At 56.7% G+C, this 18,193-nt stretch carries 17 protein-coding genes and 1 rRNA gene; 4 read left to right on the plus strand and 14 right to left on the minus strand.

Annotation, left to right across the window (positions count from 1 at the left end; all coding sequences use genetic code 11):
* Position 1: 1 nt before the first annotated feature.
* The 4 genes from accD to C772_RS10135 form a co-directional block, all read right to left on the minus strand.
* Positions 2-862, minus strand: coding sequence for an acetyl-CoA carboxylase, carboxyltransferase subunit beta (gene accD, locus C772_RS10120; RefSeq protein WP_008299729.1), 861 nt, complete (start codon positions 860-862; stop codon positions 2-4).
* Positions 828-1,514, minus strand: coding sequence for a FadR/GntR family transcriptional regulator (locus C772_RS10125; protein ID WP_008299730.1), 687 nt, complete (start codon positions 1,512-1,514; stop codon positions 828-830). Before C772_RS10125 ends, accD begins: the two co-directional genes overlap by 35 nt.
* A 525-nt stretch (positions 1,515-2,039) precedes the next feature.
* A complete protein-coding gene (locus tag C772_RS10130; protein ID WP_008299732.1) occupies positions 2,040-5,093 on the minus strand; it encodes a DNA polymerase III subunit alpha in 3,054 nt (1,017 codons plus the stop codon).
* Between the two features lie 15 nt (positions 5,094-5,108).
* Complete coding sequence (locus tag C772_RS10135) at positions 5,109-6,044, minus strand: DHH family phosphoesterase (RefSeq protein WP_008299734.1); 936 nt, start codon at positions 6,042-6,044, stop codon at positions 5,109-5,111.
* Positions 6,045-6,136: 92 nt separating this feature from the next.
* On the opposite strand from C772_RS10135, the gene C772_RS10140 reads away from it, so the two are divergent.
* Positions 6,137-6,445, plus strand: coding sequence for a YtpI family protein (locus tag C772_RS10140; protein WP_008299735.1), 309 nt, complete (start codon positions 6,137-6,139; stop codon positions 6,443-6,445).
* 24 nt (positions 6,446-6,469) lie between these two features.
* Here C772_RS10140 and C772_RS10145 read toward each other — a convergent pair whose 3' ends face one another.
* Together C772_RS10145 and C772_RS10150 are read right to left on the minus strand one after the other, a co-directional pair.
* Positions 6,470-7,777: a DRTGG domain-containing protein gene (locus C772_RS10145; RefSeq protein WP_035002038.1), complete on the minus strand. Its 1,308-nt coding sequence runs from the start codon at positions 7,775-7,777 to the stop codon at positions 6,470-6,472.
* A 160-nt stretch (positions 7,778-7,937) separates the two neighbouring features.
* The gene (locus C772_RS10150; RefSeq protein ID WP_008299739.1) at positions 7,938-8,621 is read right to left on the minus strand and encodes a metal-dependent hydrolase; all 684 of its coding nucleotides are present in this window, start codon (positions 8,619-8,621) and stop codon (positions 7,938-7,940) included.
* 105 nt (positions 8,622-8,726) lie between these two features.
* On the opposite strand from C772_RS10150, the gene C772_RS10155 reads away from it, so the two are divergent.
* Positions 8,727-9,821 carry a M24 family metallopeptidase gene (locus C772_RS10155; RefSeq protein ID WP_008299741.1) on the plus strand — a complete coding sequence of 365 codons (1,095 nt, stop codon included), beginning with the start codon at positions 8,727-8,729 and terminating at the stop codon, positions 9,819-9,821.
* A 76-nt stretch (positions 9,822-9,897) separates the two neighbouring features.
* On the opposite strand, the gene ald is transcribed toward C772_RS10155, so the two are convergent.
* A complete protein-coding gene (ald, locus tag C772_RS10160; RefSeq protein ID WP_008299743.1) occupies positions 9,898-11,013 on the minus strand; it encodes an alanine dehydrogenase in 1,116 nt (371 codons plus the stop codon).
* A 210-nt stretch (positions 11,014-11,223) separates the two neighbouring features.
* On the opposite strand from ald, the gene C772_RS10165 reads away from it, so the two are divergent.
* Positions 11,224-11,694 carry a universal stress protein gene (locus tag C772_RS10165; RefSeq protein WP_008299745.1) on the plus strand — a complete coding sequence of 157 codons (471 nt, stop codon included), beginning with the start codon at positions 11,224-11,226 and terminating at the stop codon, positions 11,692-11,694.
* Between the two features lie 41 nt (positions 11,695-11,735).
* Here the strand turns inward: C772_RS10165 and C772_RS10170 are convergent, their stop codons facing one another.
* The 7 genes from C772_RS10170 to C772_RS10200 form a co-directional block, all read right to left on the minus strand.
* A complete protein-coding gene (locus C772_RS10170) occupies positions 11,736-12,674 on the minus strand; it encodes a class I SAM-dependent methyltransferase (protein ID WP_008299747.1) in 939 nt (312 codons plus the stop codon).
* Between the two features lie 52 nt (positions 12,675-12,726).
* A complete protein-coding gene (tpx, locus tag C772_RS10175; RefSeq protein WP_008299749.1) occupies positions 12,727-13,233 on the minus strand; it encodes a thiol peroxidase in 507 nt (168 codons plus the stop codon).
* 29 nt (positions 13,234-13,262) lie between these two features.
* Complete coding sequence (locus tag C772_RS10180; RefSeq protein WP_008299751.1) at positions 13,263-13,802, minus strand: RDD family protein; 540 nt, start codon at positions 13,800-13,802, stop codon at positions 13,263-13,265.
* Between the two features lie 13 nt (positions 13,803-13,815).
* The gene (gene sppA, locus C772_RS10185; RefSeq protein ID WP_008299754.1) at positions 13,816-14,826 is read right to left on the minus strand and encodes a signal peptide peptidase SppA; all 1,011 of its coding nucleotides are present in this window, start codon (positions 14,824-14,826) and stop codon (positions 13,816-13,818) included.
* 53 nt (positions 14,827-14,879) lie between these two features.
* Positions 14,880-15,791, minus strand: a complete 912-nt coding sequence (gene rarD, locus C772_RS10190) for an EamA family transporter RarD (RefSeq protein ID WP_008299756.1) — start codon at positions 15,789-15,791, stop codon at positions 14,880-14,882.
* A gap of 170 nt (positions 15,792-15,961) precedes the next feature.
* The gene (gene mbcS / locus C772_RS10195; protein ID WP_008299758.1) at positions 15,962-17,527 is read right to left on the minus strand and encodes an acyl-CoA synthetase MbcS; all 1,566 of its coding nucleotides are present in this window, start codon (positions 17,525-17,527) and stop codon (positions 15,962-15,964) included.
* 194 nt (positions 17,528-17,721) lie between these two features.
* Entirely contained in the window at positions 17,722-17,925 is a 204-nt protein-coding gene (locus tag C772_RS10200) for an alpha/beta-type small acid-soluble spore protein (RefSeq protein ID WP_008299759.1), read from the minus strand.
* Between the two features lie 84 nt (positions 17,926-18,009).
* On the opposite strand from C772_RS10200, the gene C772_RS10205 reads away from it, so the two are divergent.
* Positions 18,010-18,193, plus strand: a 16S ribosomal RNA gene (locus C772_RS10205); the annotation flags it as partial.

The following is an 18,193-nucleotide window of genomic DNA, read 5'->3' on the forward strand; positions in this document are numbered from 1 at the left end:
ATCAGCGTGCCTCCTTCGTGTGGAATCGGATCAGTGTGGAGAGCGTCTTTTTCATCTCCGAACGGTGAACAACGGCATCCAGCTGTCCGTGCTCCATCAGGAATTCAGCTGTCTGGAAATCTTCCGGCAGCTTCTCACGCACGGTCTGCTCGATGACCCGCCGGCCGGCAAATCCGATCAGCGCCTTTGGCTCGGCCAGATTTATGTCACCGACAGAGGCGAAGCTTGCAGACACTCCGCCCGTCGTCGGGTGTGTCATGACTGAGATGAACAGGAGTCCGCGGTCCGCGTGACGGGAAAGCGCGACGCTCGTCTTGGCCATCTGCATGAGCGAGAGAACGCCCTCCTGCATCCGGGCACCCCCGCTTGCAGTAAAGATGATGAAAGGGACTCCTTCTTCTGTAGCTTTCTCGATCGCACGGGTGATTTTCTCGCCGACGACCGATCCCATGGATCCCATCCGGAAATGGGAATCCATGATCGCCACGGCGATGCGCTGGCCGTCGATCTCGCCGATGCCCGTGAGCACCGCTTCATTCAGGCCGGTTTTCTCCGCATCCGCATTCACTTTTTCTTCATACGAAGGGAAGCCGAGCGGATTGACGGTTTTCATGCCCTCATCCATCGGAATGAACGTATCCTCATCAAACAGGCAGTCCACCCGCTCGTATGCAGTCATTTTATAATGATGTCCGCAGTCGGGACAGACTTTATCACATTTCATCAGGTCCTTTGTCAGGACGATGGATTTGCATTCAGGACATTTTGTCATGAGTCCTTCAGGTACATCCTTTGCCGCCTCGGAAGGGACGGTCATGTACCGTTTTTTATTTTTCTTGAACATCTCTCGGATGATCGCCATCGGTATTCCCCCTTTGAGCGTGTACAATTTCGGTCCATCGGTCATAGGCCGCCACTGCTTTTTCGGTCTCGCCGCTCCGGATCAGCCGGAGCATGCCTGCGATTTCAGTCCGTTCATCTGCCTCTGCCTCTCCTGAATAGGGCTTCCCGGCATATTGGTAAAGCAGGTGCCAGATTTTAAGGGACAGGCGGTTGCCGGATGCGATCAGCACTTCCCGCACAATGTCTTCCCGAAGATAAGGGCCTCCGGATTCCACTGCGTCGATGAGACTGTCCCAAAGCGGCAGTTTGCGGATATCATCGTGTCCCGATGAGACACGGACCGCTTCCTTTTCATGGATCCGCATCGTTGCGCTTACGTCCTCGAGCGACTTCGGTTCCTGCATGATGAATGCCGCGAGCACTTCGACAAGCTGGTGTTTGCGGAAGTCGGACAGGAATGTGCCTTCTCCCTGCCGTGACTCGATCAGCCCGAGCAGCTCCAGGCTCCGCAGGGCTTCCCGGATCGTCGACCTTCCGGTTCCGAGCCGCTCGGCAAGCACCCGCTCGGAGGGAAGTTTATCTCCTGCCCGAATGTTTTCATTCCCGATAAGCGAGCGCAATTCCTGCACCACTTCAAGAAACATCTTGCGGGACGGTTTGGTTTCGGTCATGTCGCGCTCCTTGTTTTACCATTTAATTGAAAGTGGTCAGACCACTCGTACCCATACAGCATAACGGAATCGGAAAAACGAGTAAAGAAAAAACTGCACAGAAGATCTGTGCAGTCAGGGTGTCGACAAGTGAATGTATGGCTTTTTTGTCTGCAGTTTTTCTTTTTCATAAAATCCTCCGGAATTCCGCTGCGGGCCTTCCCTTACCGCGGGCGTTGCCTTAGCCGGCGCCAGTACGGAGACTGGCGTCTGTGCGCATCGCGTAGCGGAAGATCTCCTGCGAGCTAAAGCGCCAGCGTTGCGGAGCATTACGCAACACTTTTGGGCACAAAAGCGTAGCGTTGTGCCACATCCTGCGGGGTCTTCGGCTAACGCTTTTCCCGCAGGTGTCTCGGGCCCTTCGCACCAATCCATCCACATAATAGAAAAAATGATGTCGTTCCCACTCTAAAAGTAGAATCCTGGAACAAGGCGTGGCGTTTTTTGACTAATTGATAATTGCCTGTATCAGAAACCCATCGAAGGTTACCCTTCGATATTCTTCACGATCAGCTGCAGGCGGCCGTTGCGCATTTCGGCGTGGCCGGACAGGCGGATGCCGGCTTCTTCCGTGAGCAGGCGGTTGAAGGCTGCGTATTCTTTCGGGAACAGGGTGCATTCGACTTCTCCCGTGTCGTCCTGAAGTTTGAGGAACGCCATGGCCTCCCCTTTTTTTGTCCGGATGCGCTTGATCTCGGTGATGATGCCTGCGACCCGAACACGGCCGCTTCCGCCGCCGAGTGCGGCGATATCCGCAAATGACCCGCTCCGGTCTGTCTTCAGTCTCGCCGCCGGGTGTTCCGATATATAGAAGCCGAGTGCGTCCCGTTCGTACTGGAGTTTCAGGGCTTCGGGCAGCGTTCCGGCCTCGGAGTACTTTTGGCGGCCGAACGATGCCGCATCTCCGCCGAACAGATCGTCCTCTTCGGTCGGCCTCACCAAATTCGCATAGGTTTCCGCTGCTCCGATCGAGGCAAGCAGGACGGCCCTGTCCGGATGGAAGTCATCCAGCGCACCCGACCGTGCAAGCGGCTCGGCTGCCCCCCTTGTGAAATGCGCACCGGATAGGGCGACCGCCATGTCGAACAGGTCTTCCCACGGAGCGGAAAGCTTTCTGGCTTCCAGCAATCTTCTGATGAACGGGGCGGGAACCCCCTTGATGCCGGATAGGCCGTAGCGGATCGCGCCGTCCTCCACCCTGCATGCGTAGCCGCTCTTTTTTACGGACGGCGGCAGGATCTGGATGCCCTTCATGCGGATTTCGCTGACCAGCCTGGAAACCCGGTCCGCGTCACCCGCCGCCTGTGAAAGAAGTGCTGCATAGAAGTATGCGGGTTCATGCGTCTTCAGGTATGCCAGCCGGAATGAAATCAAAGAATAGGCGACGGCGTGGCTTTTCGGGAAACCGTAATCCGCGAACCTGACGATATAATCGTAAACCCTGACGGCTGACCCGCGGTCATATCCGCGGGATTCCGCTCCGCGTACAAAGTGCTCCCGTTCCCGCTCAAGCACATCCCTCTTTTTCTTGCTGACGGCCCGGCGGAGAATGTCCGCCTCCCCCATTGTGAATCCTGCCATTTGTACGGCGATCTGCATGATCTGTTCCTGGTAGACGATGATGCCGTACGTCTCCTCCAGGATCGGATCGATGTCAGGATGGATCGACGGAACACGTTCCCTGCCGTGCATCCTGCGCTCAAACACCGGTATATTGTCCATCGGGCCCGGCCTGTACAGCGCGTTGATCGCGTAGATGTCACGGAAACGCTCCGGTTTCAGCTTCCTGAGCGTATCCCGCATGCCCGGCGACTCGAACTGGAAGACCCCGGTCATGTCACCCGCCTGGAACAGCCGGATGGTAGCCGGATCATCCAGGGGGATTTTTCCGAAGTCCAGGTAAACATTCCGGTCGTACCGGATCATGGACCGGATCCGGTCCAGGAGCGTCAGGTTCCTCAGACCGAGAAAGTCCATCTTGAGAAGCCCGCGTTCCTCCACTTCTTTCATTGGCCACTGGGTCAGGTAGATTCCTTCCGAACCGCTGGTCAGGGGCACAGCATCCACAAGCGGCACCGGCGACAGGACGACCCCTGCTGCGTGTGTGGAGGCGTTTCTCGGAATGCCTTCAAGGGCGAGTGCCGCATTCAGCCATTTTTGCCTGTTCGGCGCCGCTTCTGCCCAGCGCGACAGAGGAGCGCCCGGAGCCGCCGCTTCCGCCAGTGTCATCCCGGGCCTTCCCGGAATCATCTTGGAGATTTCGCGCTGCTCCGCTTCCGGGAATCCGAAGACGCGTGCCGTGCTCCTCGCGGCAGCGCGTGCGGATAATGTCCCGAACGTGATGATCTGCGCCACATGGTCCCGACCATATTTCGCAGCGACATATTCAATCACCTCATGCCGGCGATGATCCGCAAAGTCCACATCGATATCCGGCATGCTGACCCGCTCGGGGTTCAGAAAGCGCTCGAAGATCAGGCCATAGGCGATTGGGTCAACATCAGTGATCCCGAGCGCGTAGGCAACCAGCGACCCGGCCGATGACCCGCGGCCGGGCCCTGTCAGAATTCCCTTCGCGGCTGCATAAGCGATGAAATCCGCAGTGATGAGAAAATAATCCGAGTAGCCCATCGATGAAATCACGTCCAGCTCATGATTCAGCCGTGCTGCATAAGTGTCCGGAACCGGACCCAGCCTTTTTCCGAGCCCCTCCAGGCAGTCCCTGCGAAGGCGCCCGTCAGCCGTCTCCCCTTCGCCAAGCGGGAACTTCGGCATGAGCCGCTCTGCTTCGGGTATTGTGTTGCCGCAGGACATCAGAAGCCCCGCAGTCGCTTCCAGCCACTCCGGATGATCAGAAAATCTTGCCAAAAGCTCATCCGGCATCGGCAGCCCGGCTTCAGGGAGATCTGCGAGGTCGTTTTCCGAAAGTTTTCCTCCCTCATCAATCAGACGGGCTACCCGGTATGCGAATGCATCCTCCCTGTCTATGTATCGGGCAACGGCCACTGCACAAACGGCGAGACCTTCTTTTTCCGCAAATCCGGTCCAAGTTTCCTCTTCGGCATGCCGGATCCCGCCCTGGCGGGATATGCCGACTAGTATCCGGTCCGGTCCCCCGGCATCAAGTACAGCTTGCATCGCCCCTGCCGGATCCCCGTTATCCATCGATGCAGGATCGGCCACAAGCAGGCCACCCCTGCTGTATGCCTTGAGCCAGGCCAGCGGAAGCGTATCCCGGTCCTTGACGGACAGCGCGCTGCTCATCTTGAGCAGGTTTTGGTAGCCTCCGTCGTCTTTCGCATAGATAAAGGCCGGCAGGACGCCGGCCTCCGTCTCGATCTGTACGGTCAGCCCGATGACGGGCCGGATGCCGGCCGATTTCACCGCCCGGGCAAACGGCAGGACGCCGTACAGTTTCGTATTGACGATCGCCGCCGCAACGGCTCCCCGTGCCTTGAGGGCTTCCGGGAGCATGCCGGGCCGGATGATGCTTTGCAGCGGATCATCCGATGTCATGATCTGCGCATATGCCATGTTCATCCCGATCCCTCCCTGTCAGTTGCCGCACAGTTCACGAAGTGCTTCTGCCGCCTGCTCCGCTTCCTTCCAGTCTGCGGCGGAAGCGCCGGCGGCAAGTGCATGGCCGCCCCCTCCGAACCGCCTGGCCAGATCATTGACAACCGGACCTTTGGAACGGAAGCGGAGGCGGATCTGGTCTTCCTCCTCGACCTGGAAGACCCAGGCGACCAGCCCCTTGACTGCGCCGGGAACCCCGACCAGTTTTGCGGTATCCGAGGCGGTGACACCGAATTCGTCCATCGTTTCCGAAGTAATTTTGACCACGCCTACCCCATTGTCCACTTTGAGGTTTTGCAGGATGTAACCGTTCAGCCTGAGGAGAGGCGCATCCATCTCGTACATCGCGTTATGGAGGGAGGGACGGTCAAAGCCGTGTGACACCAGCTCTGCCGCTGCCAGGAACGTTTCCGGGCCGGCCGACGGATGCAGGAACCTTCCCGTATCTCCGATAATGCCTGCGTATAGGAGCCGGGCGGCCCCGACGCTCATCCTCCAGCCCCGCGACTGCTCGCCTGCCTTGAACAGCCGGTAAATCAGCTCGCTTGTCGCACTGGCGTCAGGCTCCACCCATCTGATGGTGCCGTACCGGTCGTCATCGGGATGGTGGTCGATCTTGATGAGCTCGGCACCTTTGCCGTAGTGGCAGCCGTCAATCCTTTCCGTATTCGCCGTGTCTGTCACGATGACGAGCGCGCCCTCATAAAGCGGCACGGCCACTTCGTCCGGCCTTCCGAGATAATCCAGCGAAAAGTCATGATCGCCGGCAGCGAACACCTTCTTCCCCGGATAATTGTCCAGGATCAGCGTCTTGAGTCCCAGCTGGGAACCATATGCATCCGGATCCGGCCTTACATGGCGGTGGATGATGATGGTGTCGTAGCGCTCAATTGTGTCAATGATTTGTCGTTTCAACCCTATTCCCTCCATCGACCGGTCTTTTCCCTTCGCAATCCGGCAAAATTCGAGATACAATGAGGACAGTTTTGCTTGACCGGAGGGATTCAATGCTTAATCTGACTTTTCTCGCACTGATCATCTTTTCAGTGGTCGCCTATCTTTACTTTAAGACAAAGCAGTTCCGGACAACGCTTCAGGCGGAGCGCCAGTATCACCGCAGCAGCGCCTCGGCAGCACTCGGAGCATTCATCATGCTGTTCGGTGCGCATCAGCTGATCCTGTTTACCGGAGTGGTCACGTATATCGTAGCCGCAGCCTTCATCCTGCTCGGACTCTACGTTCTTGTCCACAATATTAAGGCGAGAAAACATTATGCCGGCTTCCTTGAGGAAGAGCGGCGGCTGAATGAAAAGTGATGCACAGACTGTGCATCACTTTTTTCATCGTTCAAATACCTGAAGCATCATCATGGCCTTGCCGACGATGGCCTCACCGCTGTATACGGTGAATTCCATCTTGGCAAAGTGCCGGCTCATGTCCAGCAGTTCCGGCCTGATGCGGACTTGGGAACCGAGCTGGACATGCTTCATGAAGTACACGGACATGCTCTCGATGACACTTTCCCCGCGCTTGCGCTTTTTCAGGAACTGATCGGCCGCTTCCGACAGCATAATCGTCAGCGCACCGTGGGAAAGTGAACCGAGAGGATTGGTCATCCTGGGTGTCACGGTGAAGAGCAGGGTGGATTCCGCCTCCGCGTCCTCTTCCATCTGCGACCGCACGAGGTCTTCGAATGTATCCCCCTGGTGCGGCTGCCGCTGTGCGACCTGGAGCGCCTTCAGCACATCCTGGCGGCTGATGACCCCCTCAAGCTTGTCTCCCGTGGAGACGACAGGCATCAGGTCAATCCCTTCCCAGATCATTCTGTGGGCCGCCGAGGCAACACTCATCTTCATCCCCGCGGAGATCGGTTTCGGTGTCATGACCCGTTCGATCGGGACCTCTCCGTCCATCCCGATCACGTCCTTTGCCGTGACGATGCCGACAAGCCGGCCGCTCCCGCTTGTCACCGGAAATGCGCCGTGAGAGGTTGTTTTGTTGCGCGCATGAAAATCGGACACATGATCGCCCGAATCGAGTGTGGCCGTCTGGCTGATCGGCACAATGATGTCCTCGACAAGGAGAATATCCTTTTCGATCAGCTGGTCATAGATCGCCCTGTTGATCATCGTCGCCACGGTGAACGTGTCATAGCTGGTCGAGATGATCGGAAGTTCCACTTCGTCGGCCAGCTTCTTCACCTCGTCGGAGGCATCAAACCCGCCCGTAATCAGGACGGCCGCTCCCGCGCGGATGGCATTTCCGTGCACCTTCAGGCGGTTCCCGACAATCAGCAAACTGCCCGGGTCGGTGTATCGCATCATGTCTTCCATCTGCATCGCGCCGATGACGAATTTCGTCAGTGTCTTGTGGAGGCCGTTCCGGCCGCCCAGGACCTGCCCGTCAACGATATTCACCACTTCTGCAAATGTCAGCCGCTCGATGTTCTCTTTTTTCTTCTGCTCGATCCGGATCGTCCCGACCCGTTCGATCGTATTGACGAGTTTCCGGTTTTCCGCTTCCTTGATGGCACGGTACGCCGTTCCCTCGGAGACATTCATCTCCTTGGCGACCTGGCGGACGGAGATTTTGTCGCCGACCGGCAGGCTCTCGATGTATTGTAAGATCTTCTCATGTTTTGTCGCCACGTCGTCACCTTTTCCCAGCTTCTGATGATTCCATCTTACCATAGTGGGCGTGCCTGAGTAGCAAAAAGAACCCCGGGTGAAGTGGGTCCGTCATGCGGCAGGTCCTGGTTGGGAAAGCAAAAAACGGAAGGCCCGGCGCCTCCCGCAACAGTTATGGTGGTCAGAGATCGATGGAGTCTCCCGCCTTCATGATCCTCACTTCGGTTCCTTCCACCTGATTTTTAAAGTCTTCCGGATCCTGCCTGATCGGAGGGAACGTATCATAGTGGATCGGCACCGCCACCTTCGGCTTCAGGAGGCCGACCGCATAAGCCGCGTCCTCGGGCCCCATAGTGAAGTTGTCCCCGATCGGCAAAAAGGCGATATCCGCCGGGTGGCGCTTCCCGATCAGTTCCAGGTCGGAGAACAGTCCCGTGTCACCAAGATGGTGGACCGTCTTTCCTTCAGCAGTGAACAGGATCCCGGCCGGCATGCCCGTGTAGATGATTTCCTGGCTGTCTTCTTTGATGAAAGAAGAGCCGTGGAACGCCTGGGTGAACTTTACTTTCCCGAAATCGAACTCATATGCGCCGCCGATGTGCATCGGGTGTGTGTTGACGCCCTGCCAGCCCAGCCAGACGGCCAGCTCATTCGGTGCGACGACAAGCGCGCCGGAACGCTTCGCGATGTCGACCGTGTCACCCACGTGATCGCCATGTCCATGTGTCAGAAGGATGACATCCGGATTCTCATCTTCTGGTTTCAGGTCCGTCAGTTCGTTGCCGGTAATGAACGGATCGATCAGGATTGTATGCCGCTCCGTCCGGATTTTGACGACCGAATGGCCGTGATAAGAAACTTTCATGAATACATGCCCCTTTCTGTTTGCTCCCGGGCATGTTTCGACAGGGTATGCGCCGAATCCTTCTTTTTGCTATGATGGATTCATTCAGAAAGGCTGGTGTTCGGAATGGAGAAAATAAAAGAAATCAGGACGTACATGAAGGAGAACGGGATCGACGCTGCACTGGTCACGACACCCGATAATGTGTTTTACCTTTCCGGATTCAAAAGCGAACCCCATGAGCGGCTGCTGGCCGTTGCGGTATTCCGCGATGCCGAGCCGTTCATCATTGCACCGAAAATGGAGCTGCCGGATGTAAAGGCGGCCGGATGGACGGGCGAAGCCGTGGGACACGAAGATACCGATGATGCATGGACGATTGTCGACCGGGCGATCCGCGGGCGCGGCATCACACCATCCCGGATTGCGATCGAGAAGTCCCACATGAATGTCGAACGCTATGAACGACTAAAAGAGATTTATCCGGAAGCCGCATTCACAGGGCTCGACAGCAAACTCAATGCCATGAGGAACATCAAGGACGGGGCCGAACTCGAGAAACTCCGCAAAGCGGCGGAACTCGCGGACTACGCCATTGAAGTCGGCTGCCGTGAAATCGCAGAAGGCAAGACAGAGCTGGAGATCCTTACGGCCATCGAGTTCGAGATGAAGAAAAAAGGCGTATCGCATATGTCATTCGATACGATGGTGCTGAGCGGCAAGAAGACGGCTTCTCCACATGGCACTCCGGGTGACCGGAAAATCCGGAAGGGAGACTTTATCCTGTTCGACCTTGGAGTTGTCTGGGAAGGCTACTGTTCCGACATCACCCGCACTGTGGCGTTCGGTGAGCCCACAGAAGAAATGCGCACCATCTATGAGACCGTGAAGCGCGCCGAGCAGGCTGCCGTCGATGCAGTCAAGCCCGGTGTTCGTGCGATGGACCTCGACAAGACGGCCCGGGATGTGATCACTGAAGCCGGCTACGGCGAGTACTTCACCCACCGCCTGGGCCATGGACTCGGAATTTCCGTCCATGAATTCCCTTCCCTGCACGGTTCGAATGAAATGGAACTCGAGGAAGGCATGGTCTTCACGATCGAACCGGGCATCTATCACCCGGACATCACCGGCGTCCGGATCGAGGATGATGTCGTCGTCACGGCCGACGGTGTGGAAGTGCTGACCAAATTCCCGAAAGAACTTCAAATCATCGGGTAACAGGATTTACAATTGACCGGTCCATACGAAAAGATAAACCGCCGAAAGGATTTTCCTTCGGCGGTTTTGCTGTGCATTATTGGAGCAGAGATTCGACCGGGACATATTCGCGGCCCTGATCATCTGCAACAGCTTTGTAGGTAATGTGCCCTTCAAGCGTGTTGAAGCCTTTGCGGAGTGCTTCGTTGTCAAGCGCCGCCTGTTTCCAGCCTTTGTTGGCGATCTGGAGCGCATAAGGCACCGTGACATTCGTCAGTGCCATTGTGGACGTGCGGGGAACTGCCCCCGGCATATTGGCGACCGCATAGTGGACGACACCGTGTTTTTCATAGGTCGGATCGTCATGCGTCGTTACCCGGTCACTTGTCTCGAAGATACCGCCCTGGTCGATCGCAATATCAACGAGAACCGATCCCGGCTGCATCGCCTTGACCATTTCCTCGGTGACGAGCTTTGGCGCCTTTGCACCCGGGATCAGCACCGCACCAACGACGAGGTCCGCTTCCTTCACCGCTTCCGCAATGTTGAGCGGATTCGACATCAGTGTCTGGATGTCGTTGCCGAACTGGTCGTCAAGCTGGCGGAGCCGCTCGGGATTCAGATCGAGAACCGTCACTTGTGCACCCATTCCGACTGCAACGCGGGCAGCGTTCGCACCGGCCATGCCGCCTCCGATAACGGTGACTTTCCCGCGCTGGACACCGGGTACGCCGGACAGAAGGATCCCCTTGCCGCCGTGGATGCGCTCGAGGAACTGGGCACCGATCTGTGTCGCCATGCGGCCGGCAACTTCGCTCATCGGCGAGAGCAGCGGCAGCGAGCGGTTCGGCAGCTGGACCGTTTCATAGGCGATGCCGACAACCTTGTTTTCCAGCAGTGCCGCAGTGAGTTCTTCTTCCGGTGCAAGGTGGAGATAAGTAAAGAGGATCAGCCCTTCACGGAAGTATGGGTATTCGGATGCGACCGGCTCTTTTACTTTCATCACCATGTCCGCTTCCCATGCTTCACGTGCCGTCCCGACTATTGTCGCTCCCGCTTCGCGATAATCTTCATCAGTGAAGCCGGAGCCTTCTCCTGCTCCGTTTTCAATCAGCACTTCATGGCCCGCCAGATTGAGCGTCACCACACCCGCAGGCGTCATTGCCACACGGTTTTCATTGTTTTTGATTTCCTTTGGTACACCGATTCGCATTTCCTAAACCCTCCCGTATGTCTATCCTTGGTTGCTGGGCAGATGGTTGGCTTGTCCCCTGTTTCTGCAGTTCCATCATACCACTCTTTTTTCGGCACGGAAGTGCTTTTCTTCCGAAGCGACACAATTTTGCCACTGTTCCCGCCACTCTCTAGCAGGATTCGGCATTTCTGACGCCGAAAGAGAACAGTAGAAAAAGGAGGGAACGACATGACACTCAACTACAAACATATTCTTGTCGCGGTAGATGGTTCCAAGGAAGCCGAGTGGGCATTCAAGAAGTCGGTCGGCATCGCAAAGCGCAACAATGCCACTCTGAACCTGGTGAACATCATTGACACCCGCTCGTTTGCCGCGGTTGAGGCGTATGACCGCTCCATCGCTGATCGGGCCCATAAATTCGCGGACCAGCTCCTTTCCGACTACCGCAAAGAAGCTGAAGCGGCCGGCGTCAGGGATGTGAACCTCGTCGTGGAATACGGTTCGCCGAAAACGATGATCCCTCGTGATATTTCGAAAAAGGTCGAGGCGGATCTGATCGTCTGCGGAGCGACCGGACTCAATGCGGTCGAGCGCTTCCTGATCGGATCGATTTCGGAAACGATTGTCCGGAGCGCGAAGTGTGACGTGCTCGTTGTCCGGACAGAAGAACTGCCCGGTGAAGAACCGATTGCAGAATAAGCAAAAGGGATGTGCAGCCGAACGCTGCACATCCCTTTTTATCACGCTTTTTTATAGCCGTTCTGCTCCGCCCAGGCGTCGACCTTGCCGAAAAATGCCGAGACGGCATTTGCATTTTTCAGATCCGGCGCCTGCGCCAGCAGAACCTCCGGCTTTGGTCCGGTGCGGCCGTCCGGCTTCCTCAGGAGAAGCAGGCTCTTGGCATTCGCCCGATTCTTGAACAGGCCTTCAGGAAGTGCAATGACACCGAGGATTTCCGCTTCCCCCTTCAGGAAGGTATGGAGCTGTGTGGCAAATTCCGATTCGAACAGGTTGGCCGGGACGACGAAGATGCCGTGGCCGCCTTTTTTCAGGTGCCGGACAGATTGCTCGATGAACAGGTGATGGGAGTAGGAATGGCCTTCCTCCGCTCTCAGATTATAGTTCATCGCGTTTTCATCGTCCGGATAATAGCCTACCGGCAGGTCCGTGACCACCAGGTCTGCCGGGTCCACCATCAGGGGTCGCAGGGAATCCTGGTGATAAAGGGTCACCGGCTGTGCCAGCAGTTCCGCCGATGCGGCTGCGAGCTGGATCAGCAGATCATCGATTTCGGACCCGCTTGCGGCAGTGCGGCCGTCCATGAAGTTCATCACGGTATAGAGCAGGTTTCCTGTTCCGATTGCCGGGTCGAACAGCGTCACATACGGTTTGCCGCCGGACAGACGGTCGGCCAGGTAGCCGGCGATCAGCCCGATGGAATCAGGTGTCATCTGGTGGTTTGGCTGGGCGCTTTCCTTCATGCCCTTCAGCATGGCCAGCTGGAGTCCCTTGCGCACTTCTTCCTTTGACGGCTTTTCCGCTTCCGGACCGATCTTTCCGTCCGCCCATGCCCTCACCGTTTCAAGGACGGCTTCCAGATACATCGTGCCCTCTTTTTTCGAGATCCTTTCGGCGTGGCCGTCAATGAAATTAAAGATCCGTTCTGTATAGGTTTCCATGTTCATCCTCCACAAATATGAAACCCACTCGCCTGAGTGGGTTTCGTTTTGGTTATTCCGCCAGTTTCTTGACGGCGTCGATTGCTTTGTCGTAGTCCGGGTGGTCGGTGCCTTCCGGAACGTATTCGACATAGGCCACCTTGCCGTCTTTGCCGATCACGAAGACGCTCCGTGCCAGGAGGCGCAGCTCCTTCATGACAGCCCCATATGCTGTGCCGAACGACAGGTCCCGGTGATCGGAAAGGGTGTGGGCATTGTCCAGGCCTTCCGATGCTTTCCAGCGCGCCTGCGCGAATGGCAGGTCGACGGAGATTGTCAGGACCGCCACGTCATCCCCCAATTCGGTAACGGCTTCGTTGAAGCGCTTCGTCTGTGTTGAGCAGACGCCGGTGTCGATCGACGGGATGACGCTGATCAGCCGGATCTTCCCTTCCGTATCTTTCAGCGTGAACGGGGACAGGTCGTTTTGCAGGACCGTGAAGTCCGGCGCCTCGTCACCGACCTTGATTTCCGTTCCGAGGAGTGTAACCGGTTGTTGTTTGAATGTTACTTGTGCCATATTGCAACGCCTCCTTTTCCTTCAGTGTACTAGAGTGCGTGACCGTCTTGCAAACGGTTCGCATAAACGCGGGAAGAGGCAGCTTTTTGGTAGCGCTCTTCATGGATGACCAGCGTGTCCGCGATATAGTCGTGCAGCGCTTCCTTTTTCGGTGTGAACCCGACCACCAGGTACAGGACCACCAGTGTCTTCGAGAAATACCGGCCGACCCACTCGCGGAACAGGACCGTCTTCCAGTCCAGCGGACCGCCGTCCCTACGGATGACCCGGATTCCGGTGACCATTTTGCCGACCGTCTGTCCGAAGTATTTCGTCATGAGGATGAAATACAGGAAAAAGATTGCCGCAGTCAGCAGGTTGTACGGTGCATACCATGCGTCCGGTGCAATTTCAAGCCCCGCCAGCCGGAACAGCGGCCGTACTGCGAGCATGCTGAGAGAGCCCAGAACGATCAGGTCGATCAGATAAGACCAGAAGCGGATCCAGAATCCGGCGTAGGCATGCCGGAACTCCTCCGGTTCCGGGAAGGATCCGGGCAGACGGCCGGTTCCCTGAATTGGTTCCGTCATTTCGAATCCCTCCTCACTTTTCACCGTACAGGTACATCATGCGCGGCGAGTTGTAGTCGGACAGCACCTGTCCGATGATGCGGCTTTCCAGATCACCCTGGAAGAGCGACTGCATCTTCACCCCGAATAGTGAGCCGAAGCCCGCATCCATGCCATATTCAAACACCTGAGCTTTGTCCAGGTCATGATCCGCCCGGAGCCCGGCAATCGCATCTTCCAGCCGGCCGGTTTCGTCCGCAAGCTTGGCCTCTACTGCCTGCCCGCCGTTCATGATCCGGCCGTCTGCCCATTTCTTCACTTCTGCCTCGCTCATGCCGCGGCCTGCCTCGATGACGTCAACAAACCGCTCGTAGGAATCGTTCAGCATCGTCTGCAGCATGTTCCGCTCTTCTTCCGTCATATCCCGTGTCGGGCTCATGATGTCCTTGTACTCGCCCGATTTGATGGTGACGAAATCGATTCCGTGCTCTTCGGCGAATCCGCCGTAGTTGACACTTTCCATGATGACGCCGATCGAGCCGGTCAGGGTCTCTTTATGTACGAAGATCTTGTCCGCCGGCGCCGAAATGTAGTAGCCGCCCGATGCCGCCATGGATCCCATGCTGACGTAAACCGGGATATCCTTTTCTTCCTTGATTTCGACCAGCTTGTCATGGATATCGGACGATTCTACAACTCCTCCGCCCGGAGAGTTCACGTACAGGACCACGCCCTTGACGGAATTGTCCTCCCGGATCATCTCCAGCTGCTCCATGAATGCCTGATGGTTGTATCCGGTTGTCGCAAACAATGGGGAGGCTGCGCCCGTGTCCTGGATGATGCCGTCTACGCGCAGCAACGCGATCCGGTTCCTCGCATCCCCTTCCTCGACAACCTGCTCCATCTGTCCGCCTGCAGGTGCGAGCTGATCTTCCATCACGGATTGCCAGTTCATCGACATAATGGACGACACCGTGTTGATGCCCGCTGCGACGACGAACAGGAGAACGGCCGCTCCAAGGGCGATCCATCGTTTCATATTCATTGGTTACTACCTCCCTTTCCAACTCACTATACGGGCAAGGACCCCCGTCCGTTTCATTTTTCTTGTGCCGGCTTCATCTTTTTCATCATCCGGAACTTCGAAACGGTCACCAGGACCAGTCCGGACCAGATGAAGGAAAAGGCGATCAGCTCCACAACCCCGAATGCCTCGCCATAGACTATGACTCCCAGGAACAGCATCATGGTCGGCGCAATGTACTGGAGAAAGCCGAGCAGGTACAGCGGCATGCTCTGTGCTCCCCGGGCAAACAGGACGAGCGGGACGGCTGTCGCCGCTCCGGACAGGATAATGAGCATGACGGTGCCCATGTCAGCCTCGAAAAACACCAGCTGGCCGGAGGTCTCCGCCCAAATGAGATAGATGACAGCCGCCGGTGCGATAAATGCCGTCTCGATCGTCAATCCTCTCAGGGCATCGAGATGGATCGTCTTTTTGGCAAACCCGTAAATGGCAAACGTTCCTGCCAGGCCGAGCGCAAGCCATGGGAATGTCCCATGGGAAACGGTGATGATCAGGACTCCCGCCAGAGCCAGCACGACGGCTGCTTTCTCAGCAGAAGACAGCCGCTCTTTCAGGAAGATGATCCCGAGCAGGATGGATAGGAGCGGGTTGATGTAGTATCCGAGGCTGGTCTGGACGATATGGCCGTTATTGACCGCCCAGATAAACAGATACCAGTTGCCCGAAATGATGACGGAAGCGCCGAACAGGCTCCAGAATGCCCGCTGGTTTTTCCAGAGGGCCTTCAGGTCTTCTGCCAGCTGCTTTCCCTGTCCCAGAAGCAAAACCACCGCTCCGGTGGTGATTGACGCCCAGAAAATCCGCTGGGCAAGAACTTCTCCGCTCGGCACATGGCCGAGGGCTTTCCAATAAATCGGCAGCACTCCCCATATCAGGTAAGCGGAGGCCGCCCAGATGATGCCTGCTTTCTCCTTGCTTTCCAAGGACGGTCCCTCCTTTTTGCTCTGCATCGCAGGGCATGAACGGGTTGGGGCGGGTCCTGCCCGCTTATCCCCAAACCGGAAAAACCTCCCCAAAAAGCTCGGGGAGATTTCATCGCCGCCTTGCACGGTACCGAAAACCACCTGACAAAGCGGGTATGTGCAGCTCAGGATCAGCTCATGGCTTCCTGCTTGCGAAGTTCAACCCTCATGATTTTGCCGGATGCGGTCTTCGGCAGTTCCCCGATAAATTCCACGGCACGCGGATACTTATACGGAGCCGTGACGGTTTTGACATGCTCCTGCAGGTTCTTCACGAGTTCCTCCGATGCTTCCTCCGGGTTCCGGAGAACGATGTACGCCTTGACGATGCTGCCGCGATCCGGGTCCGGGCTGGCGACCACTGCGCATTCCTTTACGGCCGGGTGCTTGGTCAGTGCGTCTTCCACTTCAAACGGCCCGATGGTATAGCCGGAGGAGATGATGATGTCATCTGCACGGCCCTCAAACCAGAAATAGCCGTCCTCGTCCATCCTGGCACGGTCCCCCGTCACATAATAATCTCCGCGGAATTGCCGGCTCGTCCGCTCCGGATCGTTCAGGTATTCCTTGAACAGAGCCGGCGTGTCGACATGGACCGCAATATCCCCTGCCTCACCCGGTGCGCAAGGCTTGCCGTCATCATCAATGATGACGACCCGGTTTCCGGGCGTCGGCTTGCCCATCGAACCCGGGCGTGCCTCCATCCCCTTCATCGTTCCGACGAGCAGCGTATTTTCAGTCTGCCCGTATCCGTCCCTTACCTCCAGGTCGAATTCACGCCGGAAGGTCTCAATGACTTCGATGTTCAGGGGCTCACCTGCCGAAACGGCACTATGGAGCGATGAGAGGTCGTAGTCTGAAAGGTGATCCGTTTTTGCCATCAGCCGGTATTCAGTCGGCGTGCAGCACAGCACATTGACCCCGTATTGACCGATGAGGTCCAGGTACTTTTCAGGCTTAAACCGCCCGTCGTAGACAAATCCGGTCGAACCGCTGCCGAGTGTCGCCAGAAACGGTGACCAGATCCATTTCTGCCAGCCCGGGCTTGCAGTCGCCCAAACGGTGTCACCGTCCTCAATGCCGAGCCAGTTTGCAGCGGAAGTGCGGAGATGGGCGTAGCCCCAGCCATGGGTATGGACAACCCCTTTTGGTTTGCCTGTCGTCCCGGACGTGTAGGACAGGAACGCCATATCGCCGCTGCGTGTCTCCGGAGATTCAAATTTGTCAGAAGCGTTTTCCATTTCATCAAGAAGCGGAATTCCCTCCTCCGAGTCACCGACAATAAACAATTTGACGCCGTCCATATGGCCGGCTTCCTTGAACTGGTCCGCAAATGGAGCATAGGCGATGATCGCTTTGGCTCCGCTGTGCACAAGCCGGTAATCAATATCCGATGCACGGAGCATTTCAGAACTTGGAATGACGACAATGCCGGACTTCAGGGCAGCCACATAAGCCACATAAGCTTCGATCAGCCTGGGCATCATGACGATGACGACATCGCCTTTTCCGAGGCCGTGCGAGGCGAGCACGTTTGCACAGCGGTTTGCGCGGTCCATCAGTTCCCCGTACGACACTTCGCGCGTTTCCTGCCCGTTTGTCCAGATCAGCGCCTTGCGCGCCGGGTCATCAGCATATTTCTCAAATTCAGAAGCAAGGTTATACAGCTCCGGCGCCAGCAGATCTTCTCTGTTCATGCCCAGTCACCCCTTTTCTATATTCACTTCCGATTATACGCCTAACATTTCGGCGTTTCAAAATCGAATTTGTTTTCGGAAGATATCTCCAAAGGAGGCATGAGAATAGACCGGGGCGACGGAAGCACACTTTATGTAAAAGAACGGCACAAATTTAAAGACCGCCCGTCTTGGACGGGCGGCCTTCGCTTGCATTATTGTTGACCCTTCATTTGCTGCTGTGCCATCGAAACCAAACGCTTGGTGATTTCTCCGCCAACGGAACCGTTGGCACGCGATGTTGCGTCGGCACCCAGCTGAACTCCGAATTCCTGAGCAATTTCATACTTCATCTGGTCAAGCGCTTGGCGGACACCAGGTACGAGAAGCTGGTTCGAGTTGTTGTTGTCGTTTGCCATGGATGTATCACCTCCTTGTACTCATAGAATGTGCCGGAGGCGAATGATCATACGGCAGAATATCTGGAAATTAAATAGTACTCTCTTATGGAGAGTTTGATCCTGGCTCAGGACGAACGCTGGCGGCGTGCCTAATACATGCAAGTCGAGCGGATGACGGGGAGCTTGCTCCCCCGATTCAGCGGCGGACGGGTGANCACGTGGGCAACCTGCCTGTAAGGTCGGGATAACTCCGGGAAACCGGGGCTAATACCGGATGGTTCCTTCC

The organism is Bhargavaea cecembensis DSE10 (genome assembly GCF_000348905.1).
Lineage (GTDB): Bacteria > Bacillota > Bacilli > Bacillales_A > Planococcaceae > Bhargavaea > Bhargavaea cecembensis.